Below are 15,947 nucleotides of genomic sequence, written 5' to 3' on the forward strand. Positions count from 1 at the left end.
GAAATGAGCAGCTTACTATTTGAACAAAAAGAAATTTTACCCTAGTATGAAAAAACATCAAAAATTCGGAGTTCGTCACTATTCTTGTGTGAAATCGTCAAAATCGTAGTTATACACATCATCTCGGAAATGTGCTTGTCCATCTTGAAGCCAAACGGTTTGATAAATGATATGAACGGGTATTCGCTGCTTAAAAGCAATAGCGGTATTTGGAAGATCGGGCTCTTCGCGTTCCGTTAACTCTTCTTGTGTATCCTGGCCGAGAGAGTCTAAAAGTACTTTAGCGAACACATCTGCATTTTGAACACGAACACAGCCTGAACTAAAGGCTCGATTGCGACTCTCAAATAAATGCTTGCTTGGAGTGTCATGTAGGAAGATTGCTCTTCGGTTAGGAGTGTTGAACTTATAACGGCCGAGGGCATTTTTGTCGCCCGCTTGCTGACGTAAACGGTAAGGAAATTCTTTAGGTTCGACACTTTTCCAGTCAATCAGTGTTGGATCCACAAGATCTTTCTTTTTCCAACTTTCAATCACGTCAAATTGCTGAGAAAAAATATACATGGGGTTAACTTTCGCCTTAGGAAGAATATCTTTTACCATAATTGTCCAAGGCACATTCCACGTTGGGTTTAAGATCAATGAATCCATATTTGTTTCTAATAACGGTGTTTTTCGGCTCGTGCGCCCAACAACAACTTTAGACTCAAAAATTGCCTCTCCCCCTTGCCAATACGTTAGCTCAAAACTAGGAACATTCACAACGACCAAGGCTTCACGCTGCTTCGGCCACAAACGGGAACGTTCGGCATTAAGCGCTAGCATTTTTAAGCGTTGATCTGTCGTGACATTCAACCATTTAACTGTATCGGGACCAATAATACCGTCAACCTCTAAGCCATGAAGGGCTTGGAAACGTTCAATCGCGTTTTGTAAATCGGCATCGTAGTATGAGATCAGTCGCAATGGCATGGTTAAATAAACATCGGAGATGGCAAGCCTCGCGACCAATATCGCGCGATCAGAAGGAGATAGGTTTTCTCCGGCTTTCTTTAATCCTTCTTGCTGATAAGGTTCTGGCTCGAACTGTGACTTCACCAGTAAATCGATATAAACATCGTCAAAACCTTTTTCTGACATCATCGGAGGTGCAAGTGCTTGAATATAATCGCTTAAACGTCCAGTTTTTATTGCTTCAAGCAAATTTTTCACTTCTGTCGTCGATGGGCGTGGTAACCCCCCCTCTTGCGGGGAGTTAAACAACCAACTTTTACCGTGTTTGGAGATCTCTTTTACATAGGAGATGTACAGCAAAAGTGTATCGGTCGCCAACCAATCGAATGACGTCAGTTCGCCGTCTTCATAATAGTTTTGCAAGCGATCAACTTGCTCATTAAACAAAGGGCTAAAATCGGCTAACCTCAATATGTCGATTTGCATATGAAGCTGAGCAGCTAGCTCAAAATCCAACCACAAAGGCTGACGATCGTTTTGCAAATAGATATGTTCAACCAGAGTCGGGAATTGCAGCGGCAGCGTGCTTTTCTCTGGCCCAGCCGAGTTCTCTGGCATTGCCAAAACAGTGCCACTCATTAAAACGCTGCACAATACAACGAATGCTAGCAATGTGCGTATTCTGAACGTAAGCCGACTCATCGTGAAACTTCCCATTTTTTACCATCTTTTTTACTGGCTGAGATAGTAATTATGGCAGAATTTGACCTCATAGGGCGGCATTCCACAGAGAAGTATCGATTGTCTCAATTATGTGATTTTTTACCAATGATTGTCCCATTGCGTCATCGATTCTACTACATTGGTGTCAAGTTCAAGGGAAAGCCTATTTCGCTTTCCAGAGTCCGAACTCACAACAAACTCACCTTATTCAACGACAACTCCAGACGCATCGGGTAACGAGCGTAACTCAAGTAATCTTCAATTTGTCTATTTCATATTCCATAACAATGACCACTAGGGGGCATTGCTAGAACAGACTTACTTGTTATTGCGACACTTGCGACATAATTATTAAATGAAAGTAACGAATAATGGTATGCCTGCACCAACGCCAAGGTCCATCTTGCAACATAATCGTGCCAATCCTGATGATATGACACGTCCTTATAACTGTTTTTTCATGATGCACTGCACTTGGACTTTTTCCACTACAAATATGAAAAAAACGCGATAGTTAGACGTTAGAAGTCGTTGATTTGATAACGGACGGATCTACACTGATTGAACTGAGGCTCTGCTCGATACTTGCTCATACCATCGCTGTATATTCTCGTAGTTTGCACAAATTTCTAGCTCAAGTGCTGCACTGGCAAACCCCACCAACACAAAAGCGGTAATGTCGACAATTGAGAATCGATTTGAAGCAACATAGTCAGAAGCCTGAAGTTGCTTATCCAACTTAGGAAAAAAAGCTTCTAATCGAGTTTTTGATACCGAACCCCACTCGGAAACACAGGTTTCCCGGTCTTTATAAATCTGCGAGATATTACGAAACGCCTGGAATGCTACCATCACGCCTTCTAATTCAACGATGCGGTGCCACATCTCTACTTGAGCTTTCTCTAGAGCGCCTTCGCCAAATAAGGCTAGCGAATTCGGTGTTATCTCATCAAAATATCGACAAATTGCGACCGTTTCGCTCAATCGAGTCTGAGCGTCAATCTCAAGCATGGGGACCTTAGCGTTAATGCTTTTTAGGCGGTAATCATCCGTTAAATTATCCCCTCCTCTTAGATCTAAGGGCACCCGTTCGAGATCCTTTATTCCAAGTTCGTTAAGGAAAATATTGAGGCGTTTACAACTTGGGGTCGGTGCTAGTTCATACAGTTTCATTTACAATCCCTTTATTCCACTGTTCAGGTCTCTTACTGTAGATAACGGTTCGCTGTGTGGTCAAATATCTTTCCATGAAAACGTATGGTCACCTGATTATAGCGACAAAAAAAGCTCGCCAATATTGACGAGCTTCATGACATGACTTCTAAAAGACTACAACTTTAAATCATGCTTTCCATGAGAGACTTTTGCTTCGAGGTAGCTGGCATTACCCTCTTTAACATGTGCATGGGTATTAACCACTTCGCTTACCACGATATTATGCTTAACCAGCTCCTCGACTTTTCGCGGGTTATTGGTCACCAGTCGGATCTCTTCGATACCTAAAGCCTGCAACATTTGAGCGGCTTCAGAAAAATCACGAAGATCATCACCAAAACCTAAGTGATTATTTGCTTCGTAAGTGTTCATACCTTCGCTTTGTAGTTTATAAGCATCCAGCTTATTATACAGGCCAATCCCTCTTCCTTCCTGACGAAGGTAAAGGATGATGCCGCCATCACTTGCCATTTTCTGAATGGTTTCTTCAAGTTGCTCTCCACAATCACAGCGAGAAGAATGGAACACGTCACCCGTGAGACATTCTGAGTGCATACGAACCAAAGGAATTGACTCGTTGTGATCAGCATTTTTGAAAACAACCGCTACGTGTTCTTTTTCCGTTTTCAACCCATGGAACGATAGCATCTCTGCTTCAATGTCACTCTTCGCTCCAACCTTTAACCCAACTCTGGCACGAACTTCAGCCATACTTTCACTCACTTGAACGATGTTGGCCCGGGAAAGCTTCCTAGCCAAATTAATCTAATAATATGGTTACTATGGGGTTAGTAACTCGACTTTTCAATGTTATATTTAATAATCATTTTGTTATATTATAACAAAAGTTTTATTCGCAATGCGAGTCGATATTAGCTTGCCTGTAGTTGGGCCAAAAAAAACCTCGAGATGCATATACAACTCGAGGTCTTCAATTTTGTAGCGATAATAGCTAAACAGCGCTTTGCTGTTGTTTCCATACGGCAAGTTGAATCCATGCATTCTCTAGCTCTGCGAGTTCTTCATCTGTCAATACGGCCAGAGTGCTTTTATTTTCGCCCGCTTTCACGCCATGCATAGACTTGATATGAGCATAAAAGTCCTTTTTAAATTGAGTTATTGCTGCTTCCACTGCCACACCGCCTATTTAGCTACTCATACTGTAAACAATGTTCATCTTAACACCCTGATCATAAAGTACAGGAATAACACGCGACTTTGGAATCAAATTCACACTTTGCAAGGGTGGTTTTATCGACTTTGGCTGCGTCAGTTTTAACCTTCAAACTACAACACAAACTAATCAATAGAGCGACATCTTATCTTGTTTGGCTTCTGCTATAATGCGCAGGTTAACCATTGAATGAAACGGCAAAAAAATGTTAAAAATTATCAGTAACCAAGATTTCGATACGTTTGCAGAAAACGCACAACAAGCGCCAAGAAAAAGAAGTCACCATAATTTACACGAACAGCTTGAAGCAAATGTCCAAAGATTGTTCATTTCAACCGAACCTGATACTTATATGCGTCCACATCGCCATAGCGAAGCACACAAGTGGGAGCTTTTTCTGGTATTAAAAGGCCAACTAGACCTGCTAATTTTTGACGACAACGGCAACGTAACGCAAAGACACAGCCTTTCGCCAACAACAAACCGTGCCATAGAGATCCCCGCGGGAACATGGCATGGCTACGCATGTATGGAATCGGGTACTGTCGGGCTTGAAATCAAAGAAGGTGCTTATATCCCAACGCCTCAAGAAGACTTTGCTCCCTGGTCACCAGCAGAAGGTGAAAATGGGGCTGACGAGTACCGTGAGTGGATGCGTACAGCACAGCCAAACTAACAACGTCCATTTATAACGATCAAAAAAGCCGAGCTCATAGAGCTCGGCTTTTTACTTTATCGATGAGTATTACTCTTCGTTTTCGTCTGTTTCGTCGTTCTGTGGTGCCGAAATGTCAACATCTGACTCACCAACAACTTCTTCATCAGAAGCGATCTCAAGCTCTTCAACTTCGTCGATTCTCTGCAAGCCAACAACATTTTCGTCGTCAGCGGTACGGATCAGAGTTACACCTTGAGTGTTACGACCAACCTGGCTAACTTCTGCAACGCGTGTACGAACAAGTGTACCAGCGTCGGTGATCATCATCATCTCATCGCCTTCTTCAACTTGTACAGCACCGACTACGCTGCCGTTACGCTCAGAGACTTTGATAGAAACAACACCTTGGGTTGCACGTCCTTTCGTTGGGTATTCAGCAAGTTCAGTACGCTTACCGTAACCATTTTGCGTCACTGTCAAAATATCACCTTCGTTAGAAGGAACAATTAACGACACAATTTGGTCATCTTCGGCAAGTTTCATACCTCGAACACCAGCAGCAGTACGGCCCATAGCACGCACTTTGTCTTCACTAAAGCGAACCACTTTACCCGCCTTCGAGAACAGCATAATGTCGCTATTGCCATCAGTGATATCCACACCAATTAACGAATCATCATCACGCAGGTTAACAGCGATTAGGCCGTTAGAACGCACGTTTGCAAAGCTTGATAACGATGTCTTCTTAACCGTACCATCACCTGTCGCCATGAAGATAAATTTGTCTTCACTGAACTCAGTTACAGGCAGGATAGCGGTAATACGTTCACCTTCCTCTAGCGGAAGAATGTTGACAATCGGCTTACCACGCGCCGTTCTGCTCGCTTGAGGTAATTGATACACTTTCAGTCGGTATGTCTTACCGCGAGTAGAGAAGCAAAGAATATGGTCGTGAGTATTAGCAACAAGAAGACGTTCAATATAGTCTTCCTCTTTCATCTTAGTTGCACTCTTACCTTTACCGCCACGACGCTGAGCTTCGTAGTCGCTTAGGATTTGGTATTTCACATAACCTTCGTGCGACAATGTGACAACAACATCTTCTTGAGCGATCAGCTCTTCCATATCGATATCATGAACCGCAGCAGTAATTTCACTGCGTCTCTCATCACCGTATGTCGCTTGAACAAGTTCTAGCTCTTCGCGAATCACTTCCATCAAACGCTCAGTGCTAGCGAGAATGTGCATCAATTCTGCAATTTCTTCTAGTAGCTCTTTGTACTCATCTAGAATCTTCTCGTGCTCTAAGCCAGTCAGACGGTGTAAACGAAGCTCAAGAATCGCCTGAGCTTGCTGCTCAGTTAGATAGTATAAACCATCGCGGATACCGAATTCATCGTCTAGCCAGTCAGGACGGGCAGCATCTGTGCCTGCACGCTCAAGCATTGACGCAACGTTGCCTAACTCCCAACCACGAGCCACCAAGCCAACTTTCGCTTCCGCTGGTGTCGGTGCGTTACGAATCAATTCGATGATGTCATCGATATTCGCAAGCGCTAGTGACAAAGCTTCCAGGATGTGAGCACGGTCTCTGGCTTTACGCAATTCGTAGATAGTACGACGTGTCACAACTTCACGGCGGTGATCGACAAAGCACTTCAACATATCTTTCAGATTGAAGAGCTGAGGTTGGCCATTGTTAAGCGCAACCATGTTAATGCCGAATGTCGTTTGCAATTGGGTTTGCGAGTACAAGTTATTAAGAACAACTTCACCCACTGCATCACGCTTACACTCAATAACAATGCGCATACCGTCTTTGTCAGACTCATCGCGCAGGGCGCTAATACCTTCGACTTTCTTATCTTTTACAAGCTCGGCAATTTTTTCAATCAAGCGCGCTTTGTTAACTTGATAAGGGATCTCGGTAACAATAATGGTCTCTCTACCATTTTTGTCTGCTTCTATATCCGCTTTAGAGCGCATGTAGACTTTACCGCGACCTGTTTTGTATGCTTCGATAATGCCCTTACGACCACTGATTAATGCTGCCGTAGGGAAATCTGGGCCAGGGATATACTCCATCAATTCATCGATGGTGATATCTTCGTTTGCAATGTATGCCAAGCAACCGTCGACAACCTCAGTTAGATTATGAGGTGGGATGTTTGTCGCCATACCAACCGCGATACCTGACGCACCATTGACCAAAAGGTTTGGTATTTTGGTCGGTAAGACCGCTGGTATTTGCTCAGTACCATCATAGTTAGGTACGTAATCAACCGTTTCTTTATCTAGGTCAGCCAGAAGTTCGTGAGCAATTTTTGCCATTCGAACTTCGGTATAACGCATTGCCGCCGCTGAGTCGCCATCGATTGAGCCAAAGTTACCTTGACCATCGACCAACATATAGCGAAGCGAGAACGGCTGCGCCATACGTACAATAGTGTCGTACACTGCGCTATCACCGTGTGGGTGATATTTACCGATTACGTCACCCACAACACGGGCTGATTTTTTGTATGGTTTATTCCAATCATTGCCCAGTACATTCATCGCGAATAAAACGCGGCGGTGTACTGGTTTTAGGCCATCACGCACATCTGGAAGAGCACGACCAACGATGACTGACATCGCATAGTCAAGATATGAACCTCTTAGCTCATCTTCAATGTTTACGGGCGTGATCTCTTTAGCTAGATCGCTCATAGAGCCATTATCCCTCTATAGTTTGATCGTATATTCGATACGTATAAGGAGAAAAAATATAACACAATATTCGTAATATCGGCATCACTTTCCCTTCGCTTTTACTATGTTGTGACCTTTGTTACGAATCAAACGCCTACAATTTGCACATTTGATATCTATCGCTCTGAAAAGTGATGAAAAAAGAAACAATTAACGCAACACAATTCACAGAGTTGCTGCGCCAACAAATGTGAAGTTTTTTTGTCTTAGATAAACACCGATCTAAAAATTAGGGGTATACTCGCGACAAGCGTTAGTCACAAACAAGTTAATACATATGGAAAAACAGCAAAACGTCGATTTAAACGAAATTAAAAAATTCGAAGATATGGCGAGCCGTTGGTGGGATCTAGAAGGTGAGTTTAAACCTCTACATCAGATTAACCCATTGCGACTCAACTACGTACTTGACCATGCCAATGGCCTTTTCGGCAAGAAAGTGCTCGATGTCGGTTGTGGTGGCGGTATTTTGTCGGAGAGCATGGCGGTGCAAGGCGCAGAGGTGACGGGACTGGATATGGGGCGAGAACCACTCGAAGTGGCTCGTCTTCATGCCCTTGAAAGCAACGTTAAAGTCACCTACGTACAAAATACTATTGAGCAGCACGCCGATGAACATCCCGAAACTTACGATGTCATCACTTGCATGGAGATGCTCGAGCACGTACCGGATCCTCTGTCGGTGGTACGTTCTTGCGCTAAATTGATAAAGCCTGGCGGACAAGTGTTTTTTTCTACGCTCAATCGCAACCTTCAATCATATCTGTTTGCCATTGTCGGCGCCGAGAAATTGCTTAAAATCGTTCCTGAAGGTACTCATGATCATGAGAAGTTCATTAAACCTTCTGAGCTTTTGAAGATGATTGACCACAGTGAATTGACCGCTCTTGGTATCACTGGCTTGCAATATAATCCTTTGACTGACACCTATAAATTAGGAAAACGTGTCGACGTTAATTACATTGTTCATACTCAAAAGTAGTCTGATAAAAGAAGGTTGTCGCAGCGACCTTCTATAACTTCCCTATCTCATTAACATCGAATCTATTTGGCTTTTTTCTAAAACATACTAAAGCTATTAACACAACTATGATTTGCTGATTTATTGAACCAATTTTGCCATTTTTTGCGCTCGATCAACAACAATCAAAATAGCCTAAAGATCAAGAAATTTTTTTTGCGATTGGTTGAATTGAAATCGATCTTCCAACTCCTACTTTTCCCTAGCTAAGTCTCACCTTACACCGTCCGTTAGTAAACACTAACTGTTTTTTTTCTTTCCCCTAGTTATCCACAAGACATTCACCAAAGCTAACTTGAAAAATGGAACGTACAGCACTATCTTGTAACTCGTAAAGCGATTGACCCCTATATGTTGTGTTTCACAACAAATCGTATAGGTAGACTTGGATCACGAAGTTGTTACAAAAATCTACAAAAATTACAGAAACGTGCAACTTCACACAGTTTTGTTAGGGAACTCCTCAGAATGAACCAGCAACTCACCGTTACAAAGCGTAATGGGCGTAAAGAAAATATCGATCTCGAAAAAATCCACCGCGTTATTACATGGGCGGCGGAAGGCCTACAGAACGTTTCCGTTTCTCTAGTTGAATTAAAAGCTCACATTCAATTTTATGACGGTATTACGACTTCAGACATCCATGAGACGATCATCAAGTCAGCAGCTGATTTGATCTCAGAGGATGCACCAGACTACCAATACTTGGCAGCACGTCTTGCTGTTTTCCACCTGCGTAAAAAAGCTTACGGACAGTATGAGCCACCTAAGCTGTACGACCATGTCGCCAAACTGGTAGATATGGGTAAGTACGACAAGCACTTAATGGAAGACTACAGCAAAGCAGAACTCGAAGAGCTCGATAACTATATTGACCATACTCGAGATCTCAATTTCTCATACGCTGCCGTCAAACAACTTGAAGGTAAGTACTTCGTTCAAAACCGTGTAACAAAAGAAATTTATGAGAGTGCTCAGTTTCTTTATATTTTGGTTGCGGCGTGCTTGTTCGCTAAATACCCAACCCAAACTCGTTTAAGCTATATCAAGCGATTCTACGATGCGGCATCTGAATTCAAAATCTCTTTGCCTACCCCTATTATGTCGGGTGTACGCACGCCAACTCGCCAGTTTAGCTCCTGTGTTCTTATTGAATGTGGTGATAGCCTTGATTCGATCAATGCGACGGCAGGCTCTATCGTTCGCTATGTTTCGCAACGTGCGGGGATCGGTATCAATGCTGGACGCATTCGCGCTCTAGGCTCAGAAATTCGTAACGGTGAAGCGTTCCATACTGGTTGTATTCCTTTTTATAAGTACTTCCAAACCGCAGTAAAATGTTGCTCACAAGGCGGTGTACGTGGTGGTGCGGCCACTGTGTTCTACCCAATGTGGCACGGCGAAGTACAATCGCTACTGGTTCTTAAAAACAACCGTGGTGTAGAAGAAAACCGCGTTCGTCATATGGATTATGGCGTACAGCTTAACAAGCTTATGTACTCTAGACTGGTACAAGGCGGTAATATCACGCTCTTTTCGCCATCAGATGTTCCTGGCTTATACGATGCGTTCTTTGAAGACCAAGAGAGATTTGAACGTTTATACGTACAGTACGAAAACGACCCTTCAATTAAGAAGGAAACCGTTAAAGCACTAGAACTATTTACACTGCTCATGCAAGAACGTGCATCAACGGGTCGAATCTATATTCAAAACGTTGACCACTGTAATACTCACAGCCCATTTGATGCTGAAGTTGCTCCAGTACGTCAATCAAACTTATGTTTGGAAATTGCGCTGCCGACTAAACCACTTGTCAATGTCGAAGACGATTCAGGCGAAATTGCACTGTGTACGCTATCAGCGTTTAACCTGGGCGCAATTAAGTCACTGGATGATTTCGAAGAGTTGTCGGATCTTGTTGTGAGAGCTTTAGACGCTCTACTCGATTATCAAGACTACCCTCTTCCTGCGGCATATAAGTCAACGATGAATCGTCGTACTCTGGGTGTTGGTGTCATTAACTTTGCTTATTACCTAGCCAAAAACGGCGTGAAGTATTCTGATGGTTCTGCAAATGGATTGACGCACCGTACTTTTGAAGCCATACAATATTACTTGCTCAAGGCATCGGTAGAACTAGCGAAAGAACAAGGTCGCTGCCCACTGTTCAATGAAACAAATTACGCGAAAGGATTGCTGCCAATCGACACCTATAAAAAAGATGTCGATCTAGTGTGTGACGAACCTCTTCACTATGATTGGGACGGTTTACGCTCTGAAATCATGGAACATGGTTTACGTAACTCAACACTCACAGCGCTAATGCCTTCTGAAACTTCATCGCAAATTTCGAACGCGACTAACGGTATTGAACCACCGCGCGGTTATGTTTCTGTAAAAGCGTCTAAAGACGGTATTTTGAAACAGGTAGTTCCTGATTTCGTCAATCTGAAGGAAAACTACGAGCTACTATGGAACATCGGTGCTAACGATGGTTATTTGCACCTTGTTGGTATTATGCAGAAGTTTGTTGATCAGGCTATCTCTGCGAATACAAACTACGACCCAAGTGTTTATGACAATGGCAAAGTGCCAATGAAGAAACTACTCCAAGATCTTCTAACAGCCTACAAATACGGGGTTAAAACTCTGTATTATCATAACACCCGTGACGGTGCAAAAGATGACCAAGGTGATGGCACAGTGGTTGCCGAACAAGATGATGATTGTGCAGGCGGCGGTTGTAAGATCTAAACCGTTTATTGGAATTAGTTAATTGAATAAAACCTCCCCTCTCACTCTAGGGGGGAGAAAAGGATTGAGGCAAAATGGCTTACAGTACTTTTAGTCAAACAAAAAATGACCAACTTAAAGAGCCTATGTTTTTAGGCCAGTCGGTCAACGTTGCTCGTTACGACCAACAAAAATTCGAAATTTTTGAAAAACTCATCGAAAAACAACTTTCTTTCTTTTGGCGACCAGAAGAAGTCGATGTTTCCAGTGACCGTATCGATTACAACAAGCTACCTGAACATGAAAAGCACATTTTCATCAGTAACTTAAAATATCAAACTCTATTAGATTCGATTCAAGGGCGCAGTCCAAACGTTGCCTTGCTTCCATTGGTATCGCTGCCAGAAGTTGAAACCTGGATCGAAACTTGGTCGTTCTCTGAAACCATCCACTCGCGCTCTTACACGCATATTATTCGTAATATCGTTAATGACCCTAGCCTGGTCTTTGACGATATCGTAGAGAACGAGCACATTTTGAAACGTGCTAAAGACATCGCTCATTACTACGATGATCTGATTCAAATGACCAACGATTACCATCGCTACGGTGAAGGTACTCATAGCATCAATGGCGAAGAAGTCACTATTAGCCTGATGGGGCTTAAAAAGAAACTCTATCTTTGCTTGATGTCTGTCAACGCACTTGAAGCAATCCGCTTTTACGTAAGCTTTGCATGTTCTTTTGCCTTTGCCGAACGAGAACTGATGGAAGGTAATGCTAAAATCATCAAACTGATCGCTCGCGATGAAGCTCTGCATCTAACTGGTACACAGCACATGATCAATTTGCTTCGAAACGGTCAAGATGACTTTAGCTTTATGCAGATTGCAGAAGAGTGTAAGCAAGAGTGCTTCGACCTATTTAAGGAAGCCGCCGAGCAAGAAAAAGAATGGGCAGAGTACCTGTTTAAAGACGGGTCTATGATCGGCTTAAACAAAGATATTCTGTGTCAGTACGTTGAATACATCACTAACGTACGTATGCAAGCCGTTGGTCTTGGGGTAGCTTATCCAGAAGCGACTTCGAACCCAATCCCTTGGATTAATGCGTGGCTGTCCTCTGACAACGTTCAAGTCGCACCGCAAGAGGCTGAAATCAGCTCCTATCTAGTTGGCCAAATCGACAACGAGGTAAGTACTGACGACTTCGAGGGTTTCGAACTTTAATGCCAACAATCAAAATCAACTCTCTTACTTCAATAGAGTCTAACCCATCAAACACCTTGTTAGAAACAATGGAGCAAGCGGGGTTAGACCCAGAATATAACTGCCGAGACGGACATTGTGGTGCGTGTCGCTGTACTCTGGTATCCGGTGAAGTCGAATATGTAGGTTTTGCTATGGCGTATACGAAGAACAATGAAATATTGCCTTGCATCTGTCGCGCTAAAACAGACATTGAGCTCGATGATATTGCCCACCAAATAAAGAAAAGAGCCTAGCGGTTTCTTTTCTTTGAGTTGATGAAACGGCCTATATGGCCGTTTCTTTTTTAGACAATACCTCGCAATAAACTCTCTTCGTCCACTTCGTCAATTTGAGACTCACACAGGTATGCCTCCGCATAGGTTTGGTAGACTTTCGTTTCTACGAATAACCTATATACGTCTTTGTCTATGTGATTCTCTAAGGCCATTTTGTGCAGGATAGCCAAAGCTTCAGCTATCGTTTTCGCGGTTTTATAAGGACGGTCAGATGCTGTAAGCGCTTCGAATATATCGGCCAATGCCAGAACTCTTTCAGGAATCGACAATTGATCTCCCGATAACTTCCTTGGGTACCCTGTGCCTTTCATTGTCTCATGGTGTGTCGAGGCGTATCTGGGTACACGTTCGAGCTCTTTTGGGAACGGGATGTTATTTAACATTTTGATCCCGCTAATCATATGCTCGTTGATTTTAAACCTTTCCTCATTGGTTAAGGTGCCTTTTTGAATCGACAGATTATAGATTTCCCCTAAATTATACAGATGCTTGGGAATGTCCATGTTAATGCCTGAGCTCGGCTCAACGTAATAGTCGCGGCTTCTCTTTATTATGTGAGAGTCTTTGTCCGCCAGTAAAGTTTCACGTGCAGGAAGAGAGGCTGTAGTTTGATCTACCCTTGATGTCTCCTGCGCGGAGAGCCCAAGTGTATTGTCAAAGAAGCGCATCCATTGTTGTTGCCCGATCTCTGCAATTTTTTGTAGGCTTTCGCTAGACATAAACTCATCACCGATATTGCTATTGGCGATAAACGCAAACTGTTCTTGAAGCTCGTTTTTTCGATTAGTTAATTGACAATCAATTTCTTCATTGTTGGCATTAGGCGCCATTTTTTGACGAAGAGCAGCAATTTCAGCATCCCGCCACAACACTTCAAAGCGGGTTCGTATTTCGTGTATTCGGTTGTAGTTGGTCTCAAGTTTAGTCGCCTTGTCCACCACATACTCTGGGGTTGTGATCTTGCCGCAGTCATGCAGCCACGCCGCTACCCGAAACTCACGCCATTCGTCTTCATTTTTAAAGGAAAACGCCGTAAATGGTGCTAAGTCACTTTGGTGCGCTTTGTCTACCAAAAGGATGGCTAACTCGGGAACCCGTAGACAATGGCCTCCTGTATAGGGGGATTTGTCATCAATGGCATCAGCGACAAGCTGAATAAAGGAATCGATAAACTCTTTTTGCTCTTTTTCATATTGTTCGAGCGAGCTTGCCATGTTGGTAAACGAGAGCGAAAGGCGATGAATTTCTTTCACATGGCTGTCGATATGCTCCAATTCATCGTATTTTCTATTCGCAATAAGCTTAGATTGTTTCTCCAACAATTTAATAGGCTTTACAACCGGTATTGCTATAAACCATACAACAACCAGAAGTAGCAGCAGCGCCAAAAGTGTTACCTGTAAAAAGAACGCCACTTTTTTGTTTACTGAATCCATGATTTGACTCTGTGGGATCACAATAGAGAGGTATTGCTGCTCCTCATCATCTACTTTTTCGATATAGACATAATGATTAATTCCATTAATTATAACTTCTTGAATCCCTTGACTAAGCGCCTCCCTCTTAATTAAACCAGCCACTTCTTTGTAGGGAATGTGAGTAAGAATGATTCTTTCATCTCGCCATTTGTTCTCAAGGTAGGCTAACGCGGGCTCATCTATACTCTCGATGGCCTGTTCGATGAGTTCGGCTAAACCGGCTTGACCTGAATGGAGCACCAGATTGTAGCGACTGTCTAGTAGTTCCAAAGGAATTTGCTCAACCGAAATGTCTTCAATCAATAGATTGTCTATCTTCTTCAACAATACAAGCTCACTATCCAACACCGCATCTATCTCTGCCATATCCAGGCTTTGTAATGCCTCTCTCAATGTTGGGTATTTCACTATCTCGGCGTTGGGAAATAGGTCTCTGAACTTATACTCAATCGTCCAACCATCTAGCACTCCGATTATCAAAGGCTTTTGGTATTTATCTGGACTTTTAAATAAGGAGGTGTCTCTTAATGCGATTGCAAATGGTGTGTCGTACAGCGGAACTTTTTGGGTCAATGGCAACGAAATACTCGAACCTGCAGAGATTGAATGTAAAATGTCTATGCGGCCTTTTCCAAATTGCGCCACCAGCTCCTTCCAACTTAACCCGTTGATATACTCGAACTGTAGTCCGGTTAACTTGCTGATCATTCTCATGATATCAATCGCATAACCTTGTGGGTGACCAGTTACCGCAAAATCAATAGGAGCCCAATCTAATTGATTGGATACTTTCAATACTGGGGTATTTTTAACCAGCTCAATTTGAGCCTCAGTTAATCTAAAGGGTCGAACAGCAGGTAGCTCACTTTCAATATCTACGTGCGATTAGTCGCGGTGATTCGCCCATCAGGAAGAAACACAAAGGCTTCAAAAGTAGCTTTGTCTAGGCTATCAAAGTAAGACTCAATCGTTGAAAGTGTGTAATCAACGGCAAAAACGGTATCCGAACCCAGAATTCTTTTTGAGTAAGTTTGCCCCGTGACAGTTAAGTGGTGAAAAAGGTAGGGGTCGGTTTTCGTAACAGAGCTGTCGCCAGCATTTTGGTACCATGGGCGCTGGGATGGAAGAAAAGAGCTTGGAGCTATCGTCTTTCGTTTTAGATTAAGCGCACCATCATAATAAACCGACTCCTTAACCCTACCCTTTCCAATACCGTGATGCTTAATCTGTAACCACCTCTCGTCAGCACTGGCATATAGCCTTGAACGAACATTAGCGGAATTTAAGTTGATGACCTGGAAAAGGTCTTCGTTATCATTGGCAATGTAAACACTATAAATATTGGGATTGTGAGTTAAGACCGTCGTCATGAACAATAAAAGATCGGCTTCATCTTCTACTTTGTCGATCAATTTTATCGATATAGCACTTTCATCCACAATACCTCTTGCCGCCGAATCCAACTGAGAAAGCGTGCTTCTCACTTGACTCGAAATATGTTGGTAACGCATTAGTGAGTTGGATAACTCACTATTTTTTAGGAAATAATACTGTATAGAAACGGAAAACGCGATTGTAACGGCCGTTGTAATAACCAAGAGTGTACCCAACGCTAAGCGTATCGACATCCTATGCTTTTTTGAATCCATTCAATAACCTCACTCCGTTGCATTATCAGCCCCCCTCAAATC

The 15,947-nt window shown here is 43.0% G+C and carries 12 protein-coding genes; 5 read left to right on the forward strand and 7 right to left on the reverse strand.

The window, feature by feature from the left end; genetic code table 11:
• Positions 1-78: 78 nt before the first annotated feature.
• The 4 genes from LNL84_RS00265 to LNL84_RS00280 form a co-directional block, all read right to left on the reverse strand.
• Positions 79-1,593, reverse strand: a complete 1,515-nt coding sequence (locus tag LNL84_RS00265) for a L,D-transpeptidase family protein (protein ID WP_244354091.1) — start codon at positions 1,591-1,593, stop codon at positions 79-81.
• Between the two features lie 636 nt (positions 1,594-2,229).
• Complete coding sequence (locus LNL84_RS00270; protein WP_244354092.1) at positions 2,230-2,850, reverse strand: glutathione S-transferase N-terminal domain-containing protein; 621 nt, start codon at positions 2,848-2,850, stop codon at positions 2,230-2,232.
• A 156-nt stretch (positions 2,851-3,006) separates the two neighbouring features.
• Positions 3,007-3,603 (reverse strand): GTP cyclohydrolase II, encoded by a 597-nt coding sequence (locus tag LNL84_RS00275; RefSeq protein ID WP_244354093.1) that lies wholly within the window; start codon positions 3,601-3,603, stop codon positions 3,007-3,009.
• 241 nt (positions 3,604-3,844) lie between these two features.
• On the reverse strand, positions 3,845-4,024 hold the full coding sequence (locus LNL84_RS00280) for a hypothetical protein (RefSeq protein WP_244354094.1): 180 nt from the start codon (positions 4,022-4,024) through the stop codon (positions 3,845-3,847).
• A gap of 247 nt (positions 4,025-4,271) precedes the next feature.
• On the opposite strand from LNL84_RS00280, the gene LNL84_RS00285 reads away from it, so the two are divergent.
• Positions 4,272-4,742, forward strand: coding sequence for a WbuC family cupin fold metalloprotein (locus tag LNL84_RS00285; protein ID WP_244354095.1), 471 nt, complete (start codon positions 4,272-4,274; stop codon positions 4,740-4,742).
• A gap of 69 nt (positions 4,743-4,811) precedes the next feature.
• On the opposite strand, the gene gyrA is transcribed toward LNL84_RS00285, so the two are convergent.
• On the reverse strand, positions 4,812-7,433 hold the full coding sequence (gene gyrA / locus LNL84_RS00290; RefSeq protein ID WP_244354096.1) for a DNA topoisomerase (ATP-hydrolyzing) subunit A: 2,622 nt from the start codon (positions 7,431-7,433) through the stop codon (positions 4,812-4,814).
• 319 nt (positions 7,434-7,752) lie between these two features.
• On the opposite strand from gyrA, the gene ubiG reads away from it, so the two are divergent.
• The 4 genes from ubiG (at position 7,753) to yfaE (ending at position 12,736) form a co-directional block, all read left to right on the forward strand.
• A complete protein-coding gene (gene ubiG, locus LNL84_RS00295; RefSeq protein ID WP_244354097.1) occupies positions 7,753-8,457 on the forward strand; it encodes a bifunctional 2-polyprenyl-6-hydroxyphenol methylase/3-demethylubiquinol 3-O-methyltransferase UbiG in 705 nt (234 codons plus the stop codon).
• 507 nt (positions 8,458-8,964) lie between these two features.
• On the forward strand, positions 8,965-11,253 hold the full coding sequence (gene nrdA / locus LNL84_RS00300; RefSeq protein ID WP_244354098.1) for a class 1a ribonucleoside-diphosphate reductase subunit alpha: 2,289 nt from the start codon (positions 8,965-8,967) through the stop codon (positions 11,251-11,253).
• Between the two features lie 74 nt (positions 11,254-11,327).
• Positions 11,328-12,461, forward strand: a complete 1,134-nt coding sequence (nrdB, locus tag LNL84_RS00305; protein WP_244354099.1) for a class Ia ribonucleoside-diphosphate reductase subunit beta — start codon at positions 11,328-11,330, stop codon at positions 12,459-12,461.
• Positions 12,461-12,736 carry a class I ribonucleotide reductase maintenance protein YfaE gene (gene yfaE, locus LNL84_RS00310; protein ID WP_244354100.1) on the forward strand — a complete coding sequence of 92 codons (276 nt, stop codon included), beginning with the start codon at positions 12,461-12,463 and terminating at the stop codon, positions 12,734-12,736. The genes nrdB and yfaE overlap by 1 nt, the downstream gene beginning before the upstream one ends.
• 50 nt (positions 12,737-12,786) lie before the next feature.
• Here the strand turns inward: yfaE and LNL84_RS00315 are convergent, their stop codons facing one another.
• Both LNL84_RS00315 and LNL84_RS00320 read right to left on the reverse strand, forming a co-directional pair.
• Positions 12,787-15,051 carry an HD domain-containing phosphohydrolase gene (locus LNL84_RS00315; protein WP_244354101.1) on the reverse strand — a complete coding sequence of 755 codons (2,265 nt, stop codon included), beginning with the start codon at positions 15,049-15,051 and terminating at the stop codon, positions 12,787-12,789.
• A gap of 80 nt (positions 15,052-15,131) precedes the next feature.
• Positions 15,132-15,905 (reverse strand): hypothetical protein, encoded by a 774-nt coding sequence (locus LNL84_RS00320; RefSeq protein WP_244354102.1) that lies wholly within the window; start codon positions 15,903-15,905, stop codon positions 15,132-15,134.
• Positions 15,906-15,947 lie beyond the last annotated feature (42 nt).

It is taken from the genome of Vibrio gelatinilyticus (genome assembly GCF_022836845.1).
GTDB lineage: Bacteria > Pseudomonadota > Gammaproteobacteria > Enterobacterales > Vibrionaceae > Vibrio > Vibrio gelatinilyticus.

Bases quoted from the DNA above. Each gene is read 5' to 3' on its own strand.
- LNL84_RS00285 (WP_244354095.1), top strand. From the start codon at position 4,272: ATGTTAAAAATTATCAGTAACCAAGATTTCGATACGTTTGCAGAAAAC.
- gyrA (WP_244354096.1), bottom strand. From the start codon at position 7,433: ATGAGCGATCTAGCTAAAGAGATCACGCCCGTAAACATTGAAGATGAG.
- nrdA (WP_244354098.1), top strand. From the start codon at position 8,965: ATGAACCAGCAACTCACCGTTACAAAGCGTAATGGGCGTAAAGAAAAT.
- LNL84_RS00270 (WP_244354092.1), bottom strand. From the start codon at position 2,850: ATGAAACTGTATGAACTAGCACCGACCCCAAGTTGTAAACGCCTCAAT.
- LNL84_RS00320 (WP_244354102.1), bottom strand. From the start codon at position 15,905: ATGGATTCAAAAAAGCATAGGATGTCGATACGCTTAGCGTTGGGTACA.
- LNL84_RS00265 (WP_244354091.1), bottom strand. From the start codon at position 1,593: ATGAGTGGCACTGTTTTGGCAATGCCAGAGAACTCGGCTGGGCCAGAG.
- LNL84_RS00275 (WP_244354093.1), bottom strand. From the start codon at position 3,603: ATGGCTGAAGTTCGTGCCAGAGTTGGGTTAAAGGTTGGAGCGAAGAGT.
- nrdB (WP_244354099.1), top strand. From the start codon at position 11,328: ATGGCTTACAGTACTTTTAGTCAAACAAAAAATGACCAACTTAAAGAG.
- yfaE (WP_244354100.1), top strand. From the start codon at position 12,461: ATGCCAACAATCAAAATCAACTCTCTTACTTCAATAGAGTCTAACCCA.
- ubiG (WP_244354097.1), top strand. From the start codon at position 7,753: ATGGAAAAACAGCAAAACGTCGATTTAAACGAAATTAAAAAATTCGAA.